At 42.0% G+C, this 21,299-nt stretch carries 15 protein-coding genes and 1 tRNA gene; 12 read left to right on the top strand and 4 right to left on the bottom strand.

Annotated elements, in window-relative coordinates:
* Positions 1-34 precede the first annotated feature (34 nt).
* From pth to GPDM_RS16170, 6 genes are all read left to right on the top strand, one after another.
* The gene (gene pth / locus GPDM_RS16145; protein WP_008433117.1) at positions 35-598 is read left to right on the top strand and encodes an aminoacyl-tRNA hydrolase; all 564 of its coding nucleotides are present in this window, start codon (positions 35-37) and stop codon (positions 596-598) included.
* Between the two features lie 69 nt (positions 599-667).
* Positions 668-4,201, top strand: coding sequence for a transcription-repair coupling factor (mfd, locus tag GPDM_RS16150; protein WP_008433120.1), 3,534 nt, complete (start codon positions 668-670; stop codon positions 4,199-4,201).
* Positions 4,202-4,432: 231 nt separating this feature from the next.
* Complete coding sequence (locus GPDM_RS16155) at positions 4,433-6,037, top strand: putative polysaccharide biosynthesis protein (RefSeq protein ID WP_008433121.1); 1,605 nt, start codon at positions 4,433-4,435, stop codon at positions 6,035-6,037.
* Complete coding sequence (gene yabN / locus GPDM_RS16160) at positions 6,034-7,497, top strand: bifunctional methyltransferase/pyrophosphohydrolase YabN (protein WP_008433124.1); 1,464 nt, start codon at positions 6,034-6,036, stop codon at positions 7,495-7,497. Before GPDM_RS16155 ends, yabN begins: the two co-directional genes overlap by 4 nt.
* 1 nt (position 7,498) lies before the next feature.
* Positions 7,499-7,789: an RNA-binding S4 domain-containing protein gene (locus tag GPDM_RS16165; protein ID WP_008433125.1), complete on the top strand. Its 291-nt coding sequence runs from the start codon at positions 7,499-7,501 to the stop codon at positions 7,787-7,789.
* Between the two features lie 343 nt (positions 7,790-8,132).
* The gene (locus GPDM_RS16170) at positions 8,133-9,545 is read left to right on the top strand and encodes a D-alanyl-D-alanine carboxypeptidase family protein (protein ID WP_008433126.1); all 1,413 of its coding nucleotides are present in this window, start codon (positions 8,133-8,135) and stop codon (positions 9,543-9,545) included.
* Between the two features lie 46 nt (positions 9,546-9,591).
* On the opposite strand, the gene argF is transcribed toward GPDM_RS16170, so the two are convergent.
* The 3 genes from argF to GPDM_RS16185 are packed head-to-tail and all read right to left on the bottom strand — an operon-like array spanning position 9,592 to position 14,700.
* Positions 9,592-10,545, bottom strand: coding sequence for an ornithine carbamoyltransferase (argF, locus tag GPDM_RS16175; RefSeq protein ID WP_008433129.1), 954 nt, complete (start codon positions 10,543-10,545; stop codon positions 9,592-9,594).
* Positions 10,542-13,637, bottom strand: a complete 3,096-nt coding sequence (locus GPDM_RS16180) for a carbamoyl phosphate synthase large subunit (protein ID WP_008433130.1) — start codon at positions 13,635-13,637, stop codon at positions 10,542-10,544. Before GPDM_RS16180 ends, argF begins: the two co-directional genes overlap by 4 nt.
* The gene (locus tag GPDM_RS16185) at positions 13,630-14,700 is read right to left on the bottom strand and encodes a carbamoyl phosphate synthase small subunit (protein ID WP_008433132.1); all 1,071 of its coding nucleotides are present in this window, start codon (positions 14,698-14,700) and stop codon (positions 13,630-13,632) included. The genes GPDM_RS16180 and GPDM_RS16185 overlap by 8 nt, the downstream gene beginning before the upstream one ends.
* 278 nt (positions 14,701-14,978) lie before the next feature.
* On the opposite strand from GPDM_RS16185, the gene GPDM_RS16190 reads away from it, so the two are divergent.
* On the top strand, positions 14,979-15,401 hold the full coding sequence (locus tag GPDM_RS16190; protein WP_008433133.1) for an FtsB family cell division protein: 423 nt from the start codon (positions 14,979-14,981) through the stop codon (positions 15,399-15,401).
* Positions 15,402-15,520: 119 nt separating this feature from the next.
* Positions 15,521-15,943, top strand: coding sequence for a S1 domain-containing RNA-binding protein (locus GPDM_RS16195; protein ID WP_008433134.1), 423 nt, complete (start codon positions 15,521-15,523; stop codon positions 15,941-15,943).
* Positions 15,944-16,099: 156 nt separating this feature from the next.
* Here the strand turns inward: GPDM_RS16195 and GPDM_RS16200 are convergent.
* A tRNA-Met gene (locus GPDM_RS16200) sits at positions 16,100-16,173 on the bottom strand.
* Between the two features lie 116 nt (positions 16,174-16,289).
* Here GPDM_RS16200 and tilS point away from each other — a divergent pair.
* The 4 genes from tilS (at position 16,290) to GPDM_RS16220 (ending at position 21,287) form a co-directional block, all read left to right on the top strand.
* The gene (gene tilS / locus GPDM_RS16205; RefSeq protein ID WP_008433136.1) at positions 16,290-17,681 is read left to right on the top strand and encodes a tRNA lysidine(34) synthetase TilS; all 1,392 of its coding nucleotides are present in this window, start codon (positions 16,290-16,292) and stop codon (positions 17,679-17,681) included.
* A 31-nt stretch (positions 17,682-17,712) separates the two neighbouring features.
* On the top strand, positions 17,713-18,264 hold the full coding sequence (gene hpt, locus GPDM_RS16210) for a hypoxanthine phosphoribosyltransferase (protein ID WP_008433138.1): 552 nt from the start codon (positions 17,713-17,715) through the stop codon (positions 18,262-18,264).
* A gap of 121 nt (positions 18,265-18,385) precedes the next feature.
* The gene (gene ftsH, locus GPDM_RS16215) at positions 18,386-20,404 is read left to right on the top strand and encodes an ATP-dependent zinc metalloprotease FtsH (protein WP_008433140.1); all 2,019 of its coding nucleotides are present in this window, start codon (positions 18,386-18,388) and stop codon (positions 20,402-20,404) included.
* A 115-nt stretch (positions 20,405-20,519) separates the two neighbouring features.
* Positions 20,520-21,287: a type III pantothenate kinase gene (locus tag GPDM_RS16220; RefSeq protein ID WP_008433141.1), complete on the top strand. Its 768-nt coding sequence runs from the start codon at positions 20,520-20,522 to the stop codon at positions 21,285-21,287.
* Positions 21,288-21,299 lie beyond the last annotated feature (12 nt).

Here is a 21,299-nt window from a genome sequence, read left to right on the forward strand (position 1 = left end):
ATAAAAAACAGCGATAAAGCAAAGGAAGATGGACATGAAACTGATTATCGGTCTGGGCAATCCGGGCAAGACATATGAAGATACGCGGCATAATATTGGCTTTAAAGTAATTGACTACTTGGCAAGTCAATGGGATGCGCCATTAACGCAATCTAAATTTAAAGGCATGTATTCCGTAAGTCACCGGCCAGAAGGCAAAGTGATACTGTTAAAGCCATTAACATACATGAATTTATCTGGTGAAAGCGTTGCGGCCTTAATGGATTACTATAATATTGAGTTAAAAGATATAATCGTTATTTACGATGACTTGGATTTACCAACAGGGCAGTTAAGATTACGCCAAAAAGGCAGTGCGGGTGGTCATAATGGCATTAAGTCGTTAATTCAGCATTTAGGGAATCAGGAATTCAACCGTTTACGCATAGGGATTAGTCGTCCGCCAGCAGGTATGAAAGTACCGGATTACGTATTGCAGCGATTTTCGACAGAAGAAATTCCAGAAATGACCGCAGCGATTAAAAAAAGTGCGGCTGCTTGTGAAACCTGGCTGTCTAAACCTTATATAGAAGTTATGAATGAATTTAATGGAATTTAACCGCTTTGACGCATTTGGCGTTCAGAGCTTTTTTCTGTTTTGTGTATTTTGTTGAGAGGAGGAAGTTGGATGAACCACATTTTACAGATATTTTCGGAGGATACACAGACACAACGATTTATAGAGGACTTAAAACAAGGAAATGATCACCAATTGATCTCTGGTTTATCTGGCAGCGCACGCCCAATTTTTTATCAAACCATCTGGTCGGAACTAGAAGAGCCTTTATTAATTGTGACACCTAACTTATTGCACGCTCAACGTATATATGATGACTTGGTGCGTTTGATGGGAGAAAAACAAGTCCATCTTTATCCCGCAGAAGAATTAATCGCAGCCGAAGTGTCTTTTTCTGGTCCTGAATTGAGGGCTCACCGCATTGATACGTTAGATCATATGAAAAGTGTTGGGAAAGGCATCTACATCACACCTGTTGCAGGAATGCGTAAGTTATTACCGACAAAAGAACAATGGGATTATGCTACTTTACGAATTGCGGAAGGTGAAGAACTCGATACAGACGAATGGCTATTAAAATTGGTGGCAATGGGGTACTCTCGTACACCAATGGTAACTACGCCGGGAGAATTTGCGCTTCGTGGGGGCATTTTGGATATTTATCCACTGAATTTTGAACACCCAGTACGCATTGAGTTGTTCGATACAGAAGTAGATTCCCTGCGTCTATTTTCAGCAGAAGATCAACGTTCGCTTGAAAAAGTCCAGTCGCTTTGTATTTTACCAGCCAATGAATTGGTATTATCAGCCGATCAACGCATTCTGCTAGCAGAAAAGCTGGAAGCACAACTTGCTTCTAGTTTGAAAAAAATAAAAGCTGACGATACGAAAGCGTTAATGATGCAACACATCCAACATGACATTGACTTATTGAAACAAGGAGAAACTCCAGAGCAATTGGCGAAATATGCTTCTTTAATCGATACGCAATCCGCATTTTTAGGTGATTATTTCCCGGGGAATGGATTGGTCTTTTTTGATGAGCTCGGACGGATTCAAGAAATGACAGATACATTAGAACGTGAGGAAGGCGATTGGATTGTTTCGCTACTTGAAGAAGGAAAGTTTGTTCACGATGTTTCGTTAACGTATACGTTCCGGGAAATGATGTCGAAACTAGAACAAAAAGTAACCTTTTTATCTTTATTTGTTCGGACGTTCCCGATGGTATCCATCAAAAAATCATTGGCTTTTTCATGCAAGCCAATGCAGTCGTTCCATGGACAAATGCATTTGCTAAAAGCAGAGATGGAGCGATGGACATTAGGAAAGTCGCAAATCTTCATCGTCGCAGGGGGAGAAGAACGCTTAGAAAAAGTACGTTCCGTATTAGCGGACTACGATATGGAAGCTGTAATTGCTACCTCTGCTACTGAAATTCAAGGCGGTCAAATTTATTTGGTTGATGGGGAATTGTCAACGGGTTTTGAAATGCCGTTGCAACGACTGACTGTTATTACAGACTCCGAATTGTTTAAGCAGCAACCGAAAAAGAAAACACGCGCACAAAAACTAACGAATGCAGAGCGCATCAAAAGCTACTCGGAGATTAAGCCAGGTGATTACATTGTTCACATCCACCACGGAATTGGTCGCTTTGTAGGGATCGAAACGCTTGAAAGTGGAGGCGTGCATAAAGATTACTTGCACATCGTTTACAAAGCTGATGATAAATTATTTGTGCCAGTCGATAAAATCGATTTAATTCAAAAATACATCGCTTCTGAAGAAAAAGAACCAAAACTGCATAAAATGGGTGGCGCAGAGTGGAAGAAAACGCGCACAAAAGTGTCGGCTGCCGTTCAAGATATTGCTGATGACTTGATCAAGCTGTATGCAGAACGTGAAGCGTTGAGAGGCTTTGCTTTTTCCGAAGAGCAAGACATGCAACGTCAATTTGAAGCTGAGTTTCCGTACGAAGAAACAACCGATCAATTGCGTTCTATCAATGAAGTAAAACGTGACATGGAAAATGAACGACCGATGGACCGTCTCATCTGTGGAGATGTGGGCTATGGGAAAACAGAAGTGGCCATTCGTGCAGCATTTAAAGCAGTGCTCGATGGCAAGCAAGTAGCGTTTCTTGTGCCAACCACAATTTTGGCACAGCAACATTTTGAAACGATGAGCGAACGGTTTAAAGAGTATCCGATTACAGTTGGATTAATGAGTCGCTTCCGTTCGAAAAAACAGCAAACAGAAACTGTTAAAGGTTTGAAAAATGGATCAGTGGATATTGTGGTGGGAACACATCGCATCCTATCAAAAGACATGCACTATAAAGACTTAGGCTTATTAATCATTGATGAAGAGCAACGTTTTGGTGTGACGCATAAAGAAAAAATTAAACAAATGAAAACCAATGTCGATGTTTTAACGCTTACCGCAACGCCAATTCCGCGAACGCTCCATATGTCGATGATTGGTGTACGCGATTTGTCAGTAATTGAAACACCACCAGCCAACCGCTTTCCTGTGCAAAGTTATGTGATGGAACATAATGGGGCACTCGTGCGCGAAGCAATTGAACGCGAAATGGCACGTGGTGGCCAAGTGTTTTATTTGTATAACCGTGTAGATGATATGACACGGAAAGTAGAAGAAATTCAACAATTGGTACCGGAAGCACGCGTTGGGTATGCGCACGGACAAATGAGTGAAACAGAACTCGAATCGGTCATTTTGAGTTTTCTAGATGGTGATTACGATGTTTTAGTGACAACGACAATTATCGAAACCGGCATTGATATTCCAAATGTTAATACATTGATTGTGTACAATGCCGATCGAATGGGCTTATCGCAGCTCTATCAATTGCGTGGGCGCGTTGGACGTTCGAGTCGGGTGGCGTATGCATACTTTATGTATCAGCGTGATAAAGTGTTAACCGATGTTGCAGAAAAACGGTTGATGGCCATTAAAGAATTTACGGAGCTTGGTTCAGGGTTTAAAATCGCTATGCGTGATTTAACGATTCGCGGAGCAGGGAATTTGCTCGGTTCACAACAACACGGCTTTATTGATTCAGTTGGTTTTGATTTGTATTCGCAAATGCTGCAAGAAGCAATTGATGAGCGTCAAACAGGCGTTAAAAAAGAAGTAGTGCCGGAAATTGAAATTTCACTCGATGTAGATGCTTATATTCCAGATACTTATATAAGTGACGGCTATCAAAAGATTCAAATGTACAAACGGGTCAAAGGCATCGAAACAGAAGAAGAAATGCGTGAGTTGCAAGACGAATTGATCGATCGTTTCGGGGATATGCCAACTGAAACGGATAGCTTATTGCGCATTGCACGTATGAAAGTGTGGGCGCGCGAAGTCGGGGTAGAATCGATTAAGCAAAATGGCAAAATTGTTTCAGTTCGTTTAAGTGAAAAAGGTACTTCTAGCATCAATGGAGGAAAAGTCGTCGAAGAATCTGCCACATACGGTCGCGCAGTTGGATTTAGTATGTCTGGCCAGCAATTGGTTATGACCATTGATGAAAATAAAACCAAAAAACAACACCCATTTGATGTTCTTGAAGGCATGATGAAACTATTGCCGGAATCGCTACGTGAAGAAAAAGCGGTTTTATAAATGGAGAGAGTAGATTTTGATGGAGTTATTCTATAAATTAGCACCGCTCTTCTAGCTGAATAGTAGTAATAGTAGTAAAGAAATCACTCAGCGCCGGCGCGTACAAGGGCTAGGCGAAGCGATAGGACGGGTGCTTTTCCCGGCTTATTGCGAGAGCCATGCCCAAAGCGCCCGAAGCGATTTATAGAAAAGCAACATAACGTTAATGTCAGAAAGAGAAGAGTGAAACCTTTGAACAGTGAAGGCACAATGAAATCATTTATGAAAGGGGCGGTCTTGCTTACTATCGCAGGGTTTATCGTGAAATTGCTCAGTGCCATTTACCGAGTGCCTTTTCAAAACCTTGTCGGAGACCAAGGCTTTTATATTTACCAGCAAGTGTATCCGTTTGTCGCCATTTTCGGCATATGGACTTCTTACGGCTTTGCCGTGGCAATCTCTAAACTATTAGCAGATAACCATCAGTCGGCGCACCGAGCCATTTTACGCATTGCATTTAGTTATGTAGCTACCATTTCCATTGCCGTATTTACGTTATTGTTTTTTGGCGCAGAACTGCTTGCCGGCTGGATGGGTGATGCGAAATTAGATAGTTTGCTCAAAGTAGGTGCGTTTGCCGTTTTATTAATGGCACCACTCGCCATGTTAAAAGGCTATTTTCAATCGAGCAATAATATGGCACCCGTTGCCTATGCGCAAGTTATCGAACAAGGTTTACGTGTCGCGGTTATATTAATTGGTACATGGATTGTGATTTCGCAAGGATTTTCTTTGTATGTCGCAGGTCAAATGGCGATGCTTGGTGCTGTTGCAGGTGGTTTTGGAGCCGTTTTTTTATTATTGCTGTATTTCCGTCGTCATTTTGGTTTTTTAAACCAGCACTCTACAGTCCGAACTTGGCCTGTGCTTAAAGAAATGACCGCCATCAGTTTAAGTGTCAGCATGAGTTCATTAATTTTGGTGCTTTTTCAATTAGTAGATTCGTTTACGGTATTTCGATTGTTAGAAGAAAGTGGTCTAGCTCGATTGACAGCGATGGAACTAAAAGGAGTATACGATCGCGGTCAGCCATTGGTACAGTTCGGTATTTTAATCGCTACTTCACTCACCTTGGCGATTGTGCCGTTAGTCGCGCGAACTTCTCGGAACACGAGCGGGCGATCAGCCGACATGTATGCTCGTTTAGCTTTTCGAGTATCGTTTTTGTTTGCGTTCGCTGCTGCAGTTGGACTCACTTTCGTTATGCCTTATGTCAATGAAACCTTATTTCAAACGCGCGAACAGTCATGGACCTTAATCATTTTTAGCTGGCAAATTGTTTGGATGTCTTTATTACTCATCATGACAGCGATGCTTCACGGACTTGGGAAGGTAAGGGTACCGGCTGTATTATTAATATCAGGCTTAGTAGTGAAAGTCATTTGCAACTTACTGTTAGTACCTGCTTGGGGAATAGCGGGAGCGGCTGTAGCTGGAAATATCGGCTTAGCGTTAATTGTTTTTTGTTTACTTTTGTATTTTAAAAAAGTGTGGCCATTGCAATTTGCACCTGTTTCTTATTATAGCTGGCTTGTCGGAGCTGGGATGGCCATGTCTGCCGTAGTGTTAGGGTGGTCACTTTTGGCGGATAGCTTTTTATTTGCCGGTTTATCAAGCCGTGTTAGCGCAGCACTTACTACGATGACGGCCATTCCACTGGGTGCTTTCGTCTTTATGGCCATTGTTGGTAAAAGTCGAATCATTACGGAAAAAGAATGGTACATCATTCCACTTGGTCGTAAGTTGGCTAAGTTACAATTAGCAATAAACTCAAAGAAAAAAGGTGAAAAGCAATGAATACGATTCACATAATCGGACTTGGAGCCGGAGATTTAGATCAATTGCCACTTGGCGTGTATAAAAAACTAAAAGCCGCAACAAATTTATATGTGCGGACTGAGGACCATCCAGTATTAACAGAACTAGCAGAAGAAGGCGTAGTGTTTACAAGTTTTGACGAGGTGTACGAAAAGCACGATAGCTTTAGCCCGGTATATGCAGAAATTGCCGAAACTTTAATAGGGCTATCCGATAAACAATCGGTTATTTACGCAGTTCCGGGTCACCCGTTAGTAGCAGAACAAACGGTGCAAAACTTGATCGAGGCCGAAAAACAAGGACGCTGCCAGTTATCGATCGAAGGCGGGCATAGCTTTTTGGATTCTTTGTTCGGAGCACTTCGCATCGATCCGATTGAAGGCTTTCAATTAATGGACGGCACGGAAATGACCAGTGATCAAGTAAACATGACGCAGCATTTATTAATTGCGCAAGTATACGATAGCTTTAGCGCGTCTGAAGTCAAGTTAACGCTTATGGAAAAATACCCAGACGACTATCCGGTGACAATCGTAACGGCAGCGGGATCAGCAGACGAAGTATTACGTACCGTACCTCTTCATGAATTAGACCGTTCGACAGAAGTGAATAACTTAACAACGGTTTACGTACCACCAGCAGCAGAACAAACCGAACGTTTAAAAGAATGGCAAACATTCCGAAGCATTATTGCGAAGCTAAGAAGCCCTGAAGGTTGCCCGTGGGATCGTGAGCAGACGCATGAATCATTGAGTCCACATTTGATTGAAGAAGCACACGAGTTGTTGCAAGCAATTCAAGAAGAAGACGATGAAGCAATTGTCGATGAACTCGGCGATGTGTTGTTGCAAGTGTTTTTGCATGCTCAAATTGGACAAGACAATGGCTATTTCCAAATAGAAGATGTACTGGAAGCCATCAGTGCGAAAATGATTCGTCGCCATCCTCACGTTTTTGGTAACGGGTCGGCTGAAGATTCCGAGCAAGTGATCGCCAATTGGCAGGAAATTAAAGCGCAGGAAAAACCGGCACAAGATTCGTTATTAGAAGGACAAGAGCGTTTTAGTTCTTCATTGACGACATCGTTTAATTATCAAAAAAAAGCAGCAAAAGTAGGCTTTACATGGCCGGATGCTGCATCTGCTTGGGATAAATTCCATGAAGAACTGCAGGAGTTCCAACAAGAAATAGCGAATGGTTCCAAAGCTCGCCAATTAGACGAATTGGGCGATTTGCTGTTTACGTTAGTGAACCTTGCCCGATTCTTTGATTTGTCGCCTGAAGAAGCGATGATGCAAGCGAACCGTAAATTTCAAAGTCGTTTCCGTTATGTCGAAAAGCAAGTAAAAAAAGGAAGCGGTAATTTTAGTGATTATTCACTAGAGCAGCTCGATGCATTTTGGAACCAAGCCAAATTATTGGCAAGAAAGGAAGACTAACATGAGATTAGATAAGTTTTTAAAAGTATCCCGCTTGATCAAGCGTCGTACATTAGCGAAGCAAGTAGCAGACCAAGGACGTATTACGGTAAATGGCAACAAAGCAAAAGCAAGCTCGGTTATTAAAGAAAATGATGAGCTGCAAATTCGTTTCGGGCAAAAAATCGTTACGGTCCGCGTTGATATGCTAAAAGAAGTCGCGAAAAAAGAAGATACAGTGAACATGTACACAATTTTGAACGAAGAAAAGCTAGAAAAAGTAGAACCTGAATTTATTGATGACGAAGCGTAAAAACCTGCCTTATGTAAGTTTTTTCAGTGTGTAAAATAAATTGATACTCTTCTATGTTTCGTGAAAGTCTGATACTTTTACGATTAAAAAAAGTGAATCATCTACGCATTTGGAGAAGCGTTCGCTCGACTCCTGTGGGAATAGTGGGTTTGAGAGACCCCGCAGAGAGCGTCAGCGAGCGAGGAGGCTCGATGCCCACCCCACGGAAAGCGAGCGATAAGCTTCGGAAAATGTGGTTATAAAATACTTTTTCTAGAATATAAAAAACCTGCCGTGTGCAGGTTTTTTTAGATTATAATGGCAATAAGTAAGATCTGATAAAGGGGTTTACTGAGAGGAATTGATGAGATTGCCGAAAAAGTCGTTAAACAAGAAGATTGGATTAGCATTTGCGACAATGTTATTGGCTTTAACGCTAGTGCCGGAGCCCGGTCACGCTGCAAATTCTTTTAAAGACGTAACTAGCTTTAAAGAAGAAGTCGATTTTCTATCAGGATTAGGGATTATCAAAGGGTTTCCGGATGGTAGTTTTAAGCCAGCAGCTGCGATTACCCGGCTAGACGCTGTGCGTATGATTTTGCGTGAATTAGATGATAAAGATACTGTGGGCACAGATCCTGGGTTTACAGACTTAACCCCTGATACACCGGGATATGATGAAGTAGCCAAAGCGGTGAAACTTGGTTTTATTGCAGGAAAAGAAACAAAAGAAGGCGTAAAATATTTTGATCCCAAAGGTCAACTAACACGTGCAGAAATGGCTAAGATTTTAACGTTAGCTTATCAATTAAAAGTCGATCAAAATATCGCTTTTACCGATGTTAGTTCTTCTTTTTGGGCTAATGCTTATATTAGTCGTTTGGCAACAGCAGGTGTGACAAATGGATATCCTGGTGGAACATTCAAACCCAATGAATCTTTGCAACGTCAGCATTTCGCAGCATTTATGGCGCGTCTTTTAGCTCCTGAAAAATTCCCGCTTGCGGCAAAAAAAGCGGAGTCACCTGTGACTTACGTAACGACTGATCAATTAAACATGCGTTTAAAACCAAATGCGAGTAGTTCTCTTGTGGGCTCTATCCCTAAAGGGGGAAAAGTTGAATACATTAGCAAAGAAGGCACTTGGTATAAAGTGAAATATGGCAGCAAGACGGGGTGGGTCAATTCAGCTTACTTAAGCGATCAAGCAGCTAGCCCCCAAATTGCTTATCCAGCACCGTCTACAAAGACGCCGGGAACTTATGCATCGGGCGTGTTAATCGTCAACAAAAAATACGGCCTGCCATCTAGCTATAACCCAGGTGTTAACAAACTGGCGCAAAAAGCAGTAGATGCGATGGTTGTTGCGGCGAAAAAGCAAGGCGTTCAGTTGACGGCTTTTAGTACGTTTCGGTCGTATAATCGTCAAAAAGAACTTTATAATAATTACGTCCGCAAGCATGGCACAGCAGAAGCCAATCGCTTTAGCGCAAAACCGGGTTATAGTGAACATCAAACGGGCTTAGCGTTCGACTTGGGTGGTAGCAATCAATCACAGTGGCTGAAAGAATCGTTTGCTGCCACAAAAGAAGGGAAATGGCTTGCGGCGAACGCTCATCAGTACGGATTTATTCTACGGTACCCTAAAGGCAAAGAAAAAATTACCGGATATATGTATGAACCTTGGCATTACCGTTATATAGGATCTGAATTGGCCCCGAAAGTGAAAAACAGCGGCAAGACTTTAGAAGAATACGTGAATGTTACTGGCAAATAAACAGCAAAAGCCTTAGGAATCAAAAATTCCTAAGGCTTTTTGGTGTTTATTTATCACCCATCAATGCAACAAGTACTGCTTTTTGAGCATGTAAACGATTTTCCGATTGCTGGAAAATAACCGATTGTGGTCCTTCTAAAATAGCGGTAGTCACTTCTTCCTCGCGATGAGCAGGCAGACAATGCATAAAGATAAAGTCAGGATTGGCATACTTAATGAGTTCTTCGTTTACTTGAAACCCTTGGAAATGTTCTAAGCGTTCAATGGTTTCTTGTTCTTGTCCCATGCTCGCCCAAACATCTGTATAAACAGCGTCACTACCTGTAACCGCTTTTTCTGGGCTATCTGTAATTTCGATTGTTGAGCCGGTATAATGTGCGATCTCTTTTGCTAAAGCAACCATTGCTGGTGTAGGTGCATAAGCAGCAGGGGAAGCAATGCTAATATCCATCCCAACTTTTGCGGCGCCAATCATTAACGAGTTGGCCATATTATTGCCGTCTCCGATATAGGCCATTTTCTTACCTTTTAAGGTGCCGAAGTGCTCAAGCATCGTCATTAAATCAGCCATGACTTGGCATGGGTGATAATCGTCGGTTAAGCCATTGATTACCGGAATGGAACTGAAGTCCGCTAGTTCTTGAACGGTCGATTGGTGATATGTACGAATCATCAACCCGTCCAAATAACCGGATAAAACGCGCCCTGTATCAGCAATGGTTTCACCGCGCCCAAGTTGCGTATCTTGCGAGCTTAAGAACATGGCGTGGCCTCCAAGCTGAAGCATCCCAGCTTCAAATGAAACGCGCGTACGGGTAGAGGATTTTTCGAAAATCATACCGAGTACTTTTCCTTTTAACAGTGGTAAATTCTTGTTTTCTGGTTTTTTTAATTCAATAGCCAGATTTAGCAAATCCATCAGTTCTGTCGTGCTGTAATCTTTTAGCGATAAAAAATCTTCTTGAACAATTGATGGGGCAAATGGGATCGCCATTGTCATTTTGCAAGCACTCCTTTCAGGAATAGGGTAGATGTTAAGCTGCCGTTAAACGCAGCCATTGTTTCAGGGCGTGTCCACACATGAAGACGGTGGATGGCGGCCTGTTTAGCATGGGTACTGTCCGGGTCAGGAGAAAAATCGATATACGCTTTTTTATTTTCAGTTTGTAACCAATCATCAAAAGACAAAGAGCTTTCTGTAAGGACCTCTTGTCCAAGTGTTTTCCATAACGCGCTGTCGACTTGATCGATCGAGGACGTTGCGACAAATAACGTGCCGTCTTCAGCCAAGTTAGCCAGTTGAACAGAAGCACCGCTGAGCGCTTTCGCTAACGCTATATCGAAATCTGAACTAGATCCAATCACTTCACCTGTAGACATCATTTCGGGTGATAGAACAGGAGACAAGCCAGGCAGTTTAATATGTGAGAAAACAGGTGCTTTCACCGTATATTCAGGTTGTCCGTTGAAACTCTCTTCAATACCCAGTTCTTCGAACGGTATGCCTAGCAACAAAGCAGTAGCATGTTGAACTAGTGGCACATCCGTTATTTTTGAGCTGATAGGAGCAGTACGTGATGCTCGTGGGTTAATCTCCATCACGAATAATTGGTTGTTTTCATACACAAACTGGATATTAAATAAGCCAGTATAGTCCATGTTTGTGGCGATGTGTTTCGCGGTTTCTGTCAGTTCTTGCAAAGCGTCCGCTGACAATGAAACCGGTGGTGTAACGGAGATGCTGTCCCCAGAATGAACACCGGTTCCTTCGACGTGTTCAAAAATCGCTGATACCCAAACATTGTCGCCGTCGGTTAAAATATCCGCTTCAACTTCTTTTCCAGTAACAAAATGATCGACCAATACAGGGAATGTCATAGTTGTTTGTTGCAACCAGTCCGTTAATTCTTGCTCATTTGCTAACACAATCATGCCGCGCCCACCAATAACGTAAGAGGGGCGTAATAACACCGGGAATCTGAGTGAGCGAGCTGCCGGGATAACCTCAGCAGCATTCTGCGCTGTTTTACCCGGTATGGTCGGTAAGCCGATCGATTCCAAAAATGCATAAAAACGATCTCGGTCTTCCATTTGGTCTAGTAAATCCACTGTCGAGCCGAGAACGGTAATCCCTGCGCTTTCTAAAGCTGCCGCTACATTCAGTGAAGTTTGCCCGCCAAATTGGAGAATCACTTGATTGATGCCTTCAAAGTCCAGTACGTTCAAAATATCTTCAGGTGTAATCGGCTCAAAATACAATGCATCTGCTACTTCGTAATCTGTGCTCACAGTTTCTGGATTGTTATTGATCATAATCGCTTCGTACCCGAGTTTTTGAGCAGCCATTACACTGTGCACGCAGCAATAGTCAAACTCAATGCCTTGACCAATGCGAATGGGACCTGATCCAATCACTGCAACTTTCTTCTTATGATGAGGACGGCTAACATCTGAAGCGCCATGCCAGCTCGAATAAAAATAATTGGTATTTGACGAAAACTCAGCAGCGCACGTATCGATCATGCGATAAGCAGGAGTTACTTGCCAAAGTCTGCGTTGTCCCCAAACTTCAGAACACGAAACGTTCCATAAATCAGCTAGTTGTTGATCGCTAAAACCTAAAGTCTTGGCTTGTAGCAAGCGAGCGTGTGTCATATCGTTCCAATTGGTTTGTTGAAGCTTCTGCCATTCGTCAACGATGTTGTTCATCACCCATAAGAAGTAAGGGGTAATGCCTGTGAGGCCATGTAAAAAATCAATCGTTTTGCCACGAACTAATAATTCAAAAAGGACAAACAGGCGACGATCATCAGCCTCGATAGCCAACTCGCATAAGTGTTCTATTGAAAACTTGCTAAGAGCAGGTGAGAGAAAGCCGTCAATTGGTAACTCCAATGAACGAATGGCTTTTTGCAATGCTGCTTCCATGCTGCGTTCAATTGCCATCACTTCACCAGTAGCTTTCATTTGTGTGCCGAGCTTTCGGTCGATTTGTGGGAATTGATCAAACGGCCATCGCGGAATTTTTACCGCTACATAATCGAGTGCCGGTTCAAAACTAGCAAATGTTGTCCCTGTCACTGGGTTTTTTAATTCAGCTAATTGGTAACCCAGTGCCAACTTCGCTGCAATTTTAGCAATCGGATACCCGGTTGCTTTTGAAGCCAGAGCGGAGGAACGACTGACACGCGGGTTAACTTCGATTAAATAATAAGCGGAAGTTTCAGGATGCAGCGCAAACTGTACATTGCATGCGCCAATAATGCCAAGCGCTTTAATAATATGAATCGAAGAACTACGCAACATATGGAAATCTTTATCGTTTAATGTTTGACTAGGGGCTACGACAATCGAGTCGCCTGTATGCACTCCGACGGGATCAAAGTTTTCCATATTGCAAATCGTGATACACGTTCCGTCTGCGTCACGCATAACTTCATATTCGATTTCTTTATAGCCAGCAATACTAATTTCGACTAAACATTGCTTGATAGGACTGGCACTCAATCCTTGTTTTACTAAGTCGATATAAGTCTTTTCATCTTGAGCAATCCCGCCGCCAAAGCCACCAAGCGTATAAGCTGGACGCACGATGAGTGGATAGCCCGCAGAATCTGCAAATTCCAAAGCTCCTTCAATCGAATAAATAATGTCACTATCCGGAACCGGCTCACCTAGTTGGTTCATCAAAGAGCGGAATTGTTCGCGGTCTTCCGCTTGTTTAATGGCTTTCATGTCGGTACCCAGTAACGTAACACCATATTTCGTTAAAATACTCGAATCAGATAAAGCCATTGCTAAGTTTAAGGCAGTTTGTCCACCAACTGTTGCAAGCAAGCCATCCGGTCGTTCTTTTTCGATAATAGCAGTGACACTATCTAACGTTAGCGGCTCGAAGTAGACTTTATCGGAAATAGACTGATCGGTCATAATCGTTGCAGGATTATTGTTGATTAAGATGACTTCCACGCCTTCTTCTTTTAATGCGACACAAGCTTGGGTGCCCGAATAATCGAATTCAGCGGCTTGACCAATGACAATGGCGCCAGAGCCAATGACCAATACTTTTTTTATGTGTTCGTGCTTAGGCATGGACTTTCACTCCTTCTGGTTGCTTGGCGACATTTAGAAATTGTTTGAATAAGTCAAGGTGGTCAGTTGGACCCGGTGCTGCTTCGGGGTGGAATTGGACCGTAGTCACGGGTAATGAGTCGTGAACAAGTCCTTCGATACTGCCGTCGTTGACATTTTTATAAAGAACCGAAAAAGGTGTAAGTATAAGGCTGTCGCTTTCAACAACATAGCTATGATTTTGCGAACTCATGCTGACGCGCTTTGTTTGTACGTTCATCACAGGGTGATTGGCTCCACGGTGACCATAGGCAAGCTTCGTTGTTTTCGCACCAAATGCGGAAGCCAGTACTTGGTGGCCAAGGCAAATGCCGAAACTCGGATAGCGCTCTGCCCAGTCGCGGTATGTCGGAAATAGCTGTTGAAGAGAGGCAGGGTCTCCGGGACCATTTGAAAATAACAGGCCATCAAGCCCGAGACGATCCAGCTGTTCTGTTGGCGTCGCATAAGGAACAATCGTAACTTTACAATCCAGCTGCAGCAATTGTTTTAAAATAGAGGATTTATAATGAAAATCGATTAACCCAATATGTGTCGTACCGTTTCCGATTGTTTGAAGCTCTTGTGTTGTTTGAGTAGCAGGAAAAAAATGCGTTTGCACTGGCTCCCAAGCTAGTTCTGGAAAAGAAGTGTGGATTAATTGTGATTGCATTGTGCCGGAATCACGAATGTTTTGGATCACAGAACGCGTATCAACACCACTTAAAATCGGAATGCTGTGATTGGCAGCAAACTCAGCGAGTGTAATTGCTCCATTACCAAGCGGTCCCTCATATAAGTTTGCGACAATAATACCAGCCGCTTGAATCAGATCAGACTGTGCATAAAGCGACTGGATGCCGTATTGTCCAATAAGAGGATAAGAAAAAACAATGATTTGTCCTTTATACGATGGATCTGTTAAAACTTCTTCATAGCCAGTCATGCCTGTGAAAAAGACAATTTCTCCTTGAATTGCAGAAGCTTTACCATGCCAATTGCCATTAAATGCTTTGCCATTTGATAGTGTTACTGTACCTGACATTCTGTCACCCCTATTTTATTCATTGTTAATGCATATTTATAAAATTCGTTTTTCGTTTATTGTTGAAAAACCTTTGAATTTTGAGTGAAAAGATAATGATAAGTATTATATGTCTGTATAAAAATTAAGTCAACTGTATTTTTATGATAAAATAAAAATTAGGCGTAAGTCCTTATCGAAGAAAGAAGTGATAAAAGGGAAAATTATTGAAAACGCTTATGTTTTTAAAGCTTTTCATGTATAATAATGACAAAGTTAGTATGAAGGGAGAGCGGGTCATGAGTTTGAAGAGAGATAACAAAGCTGAGAAGCGCGAAGTCACCTCAATTCGCAATGACTATGTCCGTTCGGTTGAAATCGAAGAAAAACGCAAATCTGCTCATAAAGTTCGATTAATGAGAAGATTGGCAGTATTTGGGTTTGTGGTTTTAATGGCGACTATTTGGATTGGGTCAACGATTTATGCACAAACACAAACCATTTCTGAAAAAGCGCAACTTCGTGAAGATGCATTGCTAGAACTTGAACAAGTTGAAAAGCAGCAAAATCAGCTAGAAGAACAAATCTTGCTATTGAATGACGAAGAATATTTGGCTAAATTAGCACGTAAAGATTATTTCTTATCAGAAGAAGGAGAAATCATTTTTACTACCCCACATGACGAAAAAAAAGATGAAGAAAAGCTATCAGAAAAAGAGTAGTCAGTTGACACTCTTTTTTTGATGGTTATAATAAAAAGTGGGACAAGTCCCGCAAAATGACAGCATGACCCAATATTGCTTTGGAGTCATCTTAAATTTTAAGGAGGAGCATTTTTTTTATGTCGATTGAAGTAGGCAGCAAGTTAGAAGGTAAAGTCACAGGTATTACAAACTTTGGAGCATTTGTTCAGCTTCCAACTGGTGCAACAGGCCTCGTGCATATAAGTGAAGTAGCCGACAACTATGTAAAAGATATTAACGATCATCTTAAAGTTGGCGAAATGGTAGAAGTGAAAGTCATGAATGTAGAAGCAGACGGAAAGATTGGGCTTTCGATTCGTAAAGCGAAGCCACAACCAGCTGGCGGCACAGAACGACCACAACGACCACGCCCGAGTAACAATCGTTCATTTGACCGCGCTCCAAAAGAGAACTTTGAAACAAAAATGGCGAAGTTCTTGAAAGACAGCGAAGAAAATATGACGACCTTAAAGCGCGCGACTGAATCAAAACGTGGCGGCAGAGGGGCAAAAAGAGGCTAACTTGCTAGCTGTTTTAATAGTATAGGGAAATGCTTCAATACAGCTTGAAATTTATGCGAAAACGCTTCTCAGTTTGAGAAGCGTTTTTTTTTTTGATATTATTTTTGAAATAAAAAAAGCAGCGCCCTAGAAGGACACTGCTTTTTGGAACTATGATGGCGGCAGAGGGGATCGAACCCCCGACCTCACGGGTATGAACCGTACGCTCTAGCCAGCTGAGCTACGCCGCCTTGTTTAAACGAACATTTAATAGCATACTATTGATAGATGCACCTGTCAATTACAATTTTAAAATATTTTTTTAGATAAATTTCAAAGGCAGAGATAAGCGGGTGAGGTGAAGATAGTGAAGGGTTTTCAAGCGGTACTCATGCAACACATGAACAAGCATCAATTGCTACAAACTGGAGATAAAGTACTTGTCGGGTGTTCAGGCGGAATTGACTCGATGGTCTTACTTTATTTTTTGAATTCAATAAAGGCAGACCTAGGCATTTCGGTTGCGGCTGTTCATGTAGATCATATGTTAAGAGGAGAAGAATCCGATAAAGATCGCTTGTTTACTGAAAAAATAGCGAAACAATGGGGCATTGAATGCTTTAGTCGAGCAATTCCTATTCCAGCGATTTTAGAAAAAAGGGGCGGCAACAAGCAACAAGTATGCCGTACTGAACGCTATAATTATTTTCTCGAAGTTATGAAACAAACCGGTGCTACTAAGTTTGCGACCGCCCATCACGCGGACGATCAACTTGAAACCATCTTGATGTCAGGAGTCAGAGGCAGTTTACAGGATGGCTCATTTGGCATGTTAGCAAGCCGTCCGTTTGGAAACGGTCAGTTGATCCGTCCGCTGTTGGCAGTGGTAAAAGAGCAAATTAGCGCATATGCGAAATCGCTAAACATTCCATATCGAGAAGATTCGAGCAACGCTGAAGCGGCCTATACACGAAATCGTTTGCGGCAAAACGTTTTGCCGCTTTTAAAAGAAGAAAATAGCAAGGTTTCTCAAAATTTTGTAGAACTTGCTGAAGATATGCAACAAGATCAACAGTTTTTACAAGAATTAGCCCAACAGAAATTGCAGCAACTGATTAGAATAGAGAGTGGAAAAGTTTTTTTATCTGCCAAAAGTTTCAGAGTTGAAGCGCATGCTTTACAAAAAAGAATGGTTCTACTACTATTAAACTATCTATATAATCCGAAGCAAGTTCCGTTAACGAGACAGTTGGTCGAACAAATGCAGGAAATGATGCAAAGTTCATCGGGCACTGTTTTTTTACATTTGCCGCAACATTATATAGCGATTCGCCAATACGACACGGTTTTGCTCGGTCGCCAATCGCAAGAAGCAGTGGCTGAACTGACTACCATCAACATTACCGCTGACTGGACGCCTATTTTTGATGGTCGCCGGTTTAAAGTGATTCCAACAGTTCCACAAGAACAAATTGAGGATTCCACAACTTGGTATTTTCAAGCACCGGAAACCGCCAGTTTCTTTTTGCGAAACAGAAAACCGGGTGACCGGATTCTACTTACAGGGATGAACCATCCAAAGAAACTGTCGCGTTTAATGATTGATGAAAAAATTCCTGTGCCTATGAGAGAAAGTTGGCCTGTCATCACAACTGACAAAAACGAACTTTTATTAGTGCCAGGCTTACGACCATCCGCCCTCGTTAGCCGTCAAAAGCGCGATGGAGACAATTGGGTACTAATTGAACAACTTTTATAAAATGAAAACAAGGAATACTAGGAGGTCCACCATGTTACAGAATGACATTAAAGAAATATTGATTAGTGAAGAACAATTGCAAGACAAAGCACGTGAACTAGGAGCGACGTTAACAGAGGATTATAAAGGCAAATATCCACTAGCTATCGGCGTTTTAAAAGGCGCAATGCCGTTCATGGGCGATCTGATGAAACGCATTGATGGTTTTATCGAAATGGACTTCATGGATGTTTCAAGTTACGGCAACGCAACTGTTTCTTCTGGAGAAGTTAAAATTGTCAAAGATTTGAATGCGAGTGTCGAAGGGCGCGATCTACTAATCATTGAAGACATTATTGATAGTGGGATGACACTTAGCTATTTAGTGGACCTATTCAAATACCGCAAAGCAAACTCTATCAAAATTGTTACTTTGTTGGATAAACCAACAGGGCGCAAAGTAGATTTGAAAGCTGATTATGTTGGCTTTGAAGTACCGGATGCATTTGTTGTTGGATATGGCTTGGATTACGCAGAAAAATACCGGAACTTACCGTATATCGGAATTCTGAAGCCTGCCATTTACAGCGAAGAAGCAGAATAGACAACGATCGTTCACAGTCTATCGATTAAACAGCGAGAATAAGGCCTTTTCGTTGTATGCTGAAATGTTCCTATGGTAGTATTTAGTATAGTTTTAGGGAAACTTTATGAGGGGGCGCGGGATGAATCGGATATTTCGATACACCATATTTTATTTACTGATTTTCCTAGTTATTATCGGGATTCTGGGTACCTTTAACAATAGTAACCAGCCAACTGAAAATATAGGATATAACGAATTTTTAACAGCATTGGAAAGTGGAGAGATTGAGGAAGTTACAATCCAACCAGATGCAATGGTTTATGAAGTTACAGGGAAAATGACTGGATATGACGAAGGTCAGTCTTTTGTAACAAATATTCCGTTAGAGAACGAAGCATTAACTGCAGAAATTGATGCAGTTGCAAAAGCACAAGATGGTGTCGAGATTGAATATTTGAAAGCTCCACAAACAAGTGGTTGGGTTTCATTTTTCACAGGTATCATTCCATTTATCATCATTTTCATCCTTTTCTTCTTCTTACTTAATCAATCACAAGGCGGCGGAGGCGGCCGTGTGATGAACTTCGGTAAAAGTAAAGCGAAGTTATATGATGATCAAAAACAAAAAGTTCGCTTTAACGATGTAGCTGGAGCAGATGAAGAGAAACAAGAACTTGTTGAAGTTGTTGATTTCTTGAAAGATCCGCGCAGATTTGCAGACATTGGCGCCCGTATTCCAAAAGGTATTTTGCTTGTTGGACCTCCGGGTACTGGTAAAACTTTACTAGCTCGTGCTGTTGCTGGAGAAGCAGGTGTTCCTTTCTTCTCTATTAGTGGTTCGGACTTTGTAGAGATGTTTGTTGGTGTCGGGGCTTCTCGAGTTCGTGATTTGTTTGAAAACGCGAAGAAAAATGCACCTTGTATCATTTTTATCGATGAAATCGACGCAGTCGGACGCCAACGTGGCGCTGGTCTCGGTGGTGGACATGATGAGCGTGAGCAAACACTAAATCAACTATTGGTTGAAATGGATGGCTTTGGTGCTAACGAAGGCGTTATTATTATTGCCGCAACTAACCGTCCGGATATTCTGGATCCGGCTTTACTTCGTCCAGGGCGCTTTGACCGTCAGATTACTGTAGGTCGTCCGGATGTTAAAGGCCGCGAAGAAGTTCTTAAAGTTCATGCGCGCAATAAACCGCTTGACGAAAATGTTGATTTAAAAGCAATCGCTCAGCGTACACCTGGATTCTCAGGTGCTGATTTAGAGAACTTATTGAACGAAGCAGCACTTGTTGCGGCTCGTCGCAATAAACTTAAAATCGATATGTCTGATCTTGATGAAGCATCTGACCGCGTTATCGCAGGTCCTGCTAAGAAAAACCGTGTCATCTCGAAAAAAGAACGCAATATCGTGGCTTTCCACGAAGCAGGTCATACGGTTATCGGGTTAACGCTTGACGATGCTGAAACAGTTCATAAAGTAACCATCGTTCCTCGCGGACAAGCTGGCGGCTATGCAGTCATGCTACCAAAAGAAGATCGTTACTTTATGACAAAACCGGAATTGCTTGATAAGATTTCTGGTTTGCTAGGCGGACGTGTAGCAGAAGATATCATGTTCGGCGAAGTATCAACTGGCGCTCATAACGATTTCCAACGTGCAACGGCAATTGCTCGTAGCATGGTAACGGAATACGGCATGAGTGACAAAATCGGACCTGTTCAATTCGGTACAGCCCAAGGCGGTAACGTATTCTTAGGACGTGACTTTAATTCTGAACAAAATTATTCAGATGCCATTGCCTTTGAAATTGATCAGGAAATGCAACGTATTATTAAAGAGCAATATATTCGCACGAAAGAAATTCTGACTGAGAAGAAAGAACTTCTTGAATTAATCGCGACGACATTGCTTGAAGTGGAAACATTAGATGCAGCGCAAATTCTGCATTTGAAAGACCACGGTACGCTTCCTGAACGCGATTACGAAACATTAAACGGTGATTTCGGAGACGAAAGCAAACCGGATTTGAAAAAAGATGGCGATACTTCAGAAGCGATAGGTGCACCAGCTGATCCTTCAGCGGGAGACTTGCCTTCAGAAGACGGACAAACGGGCTCTGTAGGAGATTCGATTGACGAAAAACGCAAATAATAAAAGTAACGAGCTGGTTGCCCATTCCCTTTCTATAGGGAAGGCAATCAGCTTTTTGCTTTCTATAAATTGTGGTATGATGTGTTGGAAATTCGTCGATAAGTGAGGCTAAATCATGATTTTAGTAATGGATGCGGGAAATACAAGTATTGTCCTAGGTGTATACGATCAGGACCAATTATTACACTATTGGCGTATGGAAACCCTTCGTCACAAAACGGAAGATGAATATGGCGTGCAGATTAAAGCATTTCTCCAAGATGTGGGTTTAAGTTTTTCTTCGGTTACGGGTATTATTATGTCGTCCGTTGTCCCGCCTATCATCTCTACTTTAGAGCGGATGTGCCAAAAGTATTTTCAAGTAAAACCGTTGATTGTCGGACCTGGTGTTAAAACGGGATTAAACATTAAGTATGATAATCCGCGTGAAGTCGGAACTGACCGAATCGTAAATGCAGTCGCGGCAATCTATGAATACGGGGGACCGTTGATTATTGTTGATTTTGGCACTGCCAATACTTTCTGTTATATTAATGAAAAGCAACAATACATGGGAGGCGCTATTGCTCCTGGTATTAATATTTCGACAGAAGCGCTGTATGCACGTGCTGCTAAGCTTCCACGAATTGAAATCGCGACACCCGAGCACGTAGTGGGCAAAAATACGATTTCTGCCATGCAAGCGGGTATTGTGTACGGCTATGTTGGCCAAGTAGAAGGAATTGTTTCGCGCATGAAAAAAGACAGTAAAGAAAAACCGACAGTTATTGCGACTGGCGGTATGGCTTCTTTGATTGCTGGTGAAACAACGATTATTGATTATGTAGATCCTTTTTTAACATTAAAAGGATTGTATTTAATTTACAAACGCAACCAAGCGTAAAGAAAGGAACGA

This window comes from Planococcus donghaensis MPA1U2 (genome assembly GCF_000189395.1).
In the GTDB taxonomy this organism is placed as follows: Bacteria; Bacillota; Bacilli; order Bacillales_A; family Planococcaceae; genus Planococcus; species Planococcus donghaensis_B.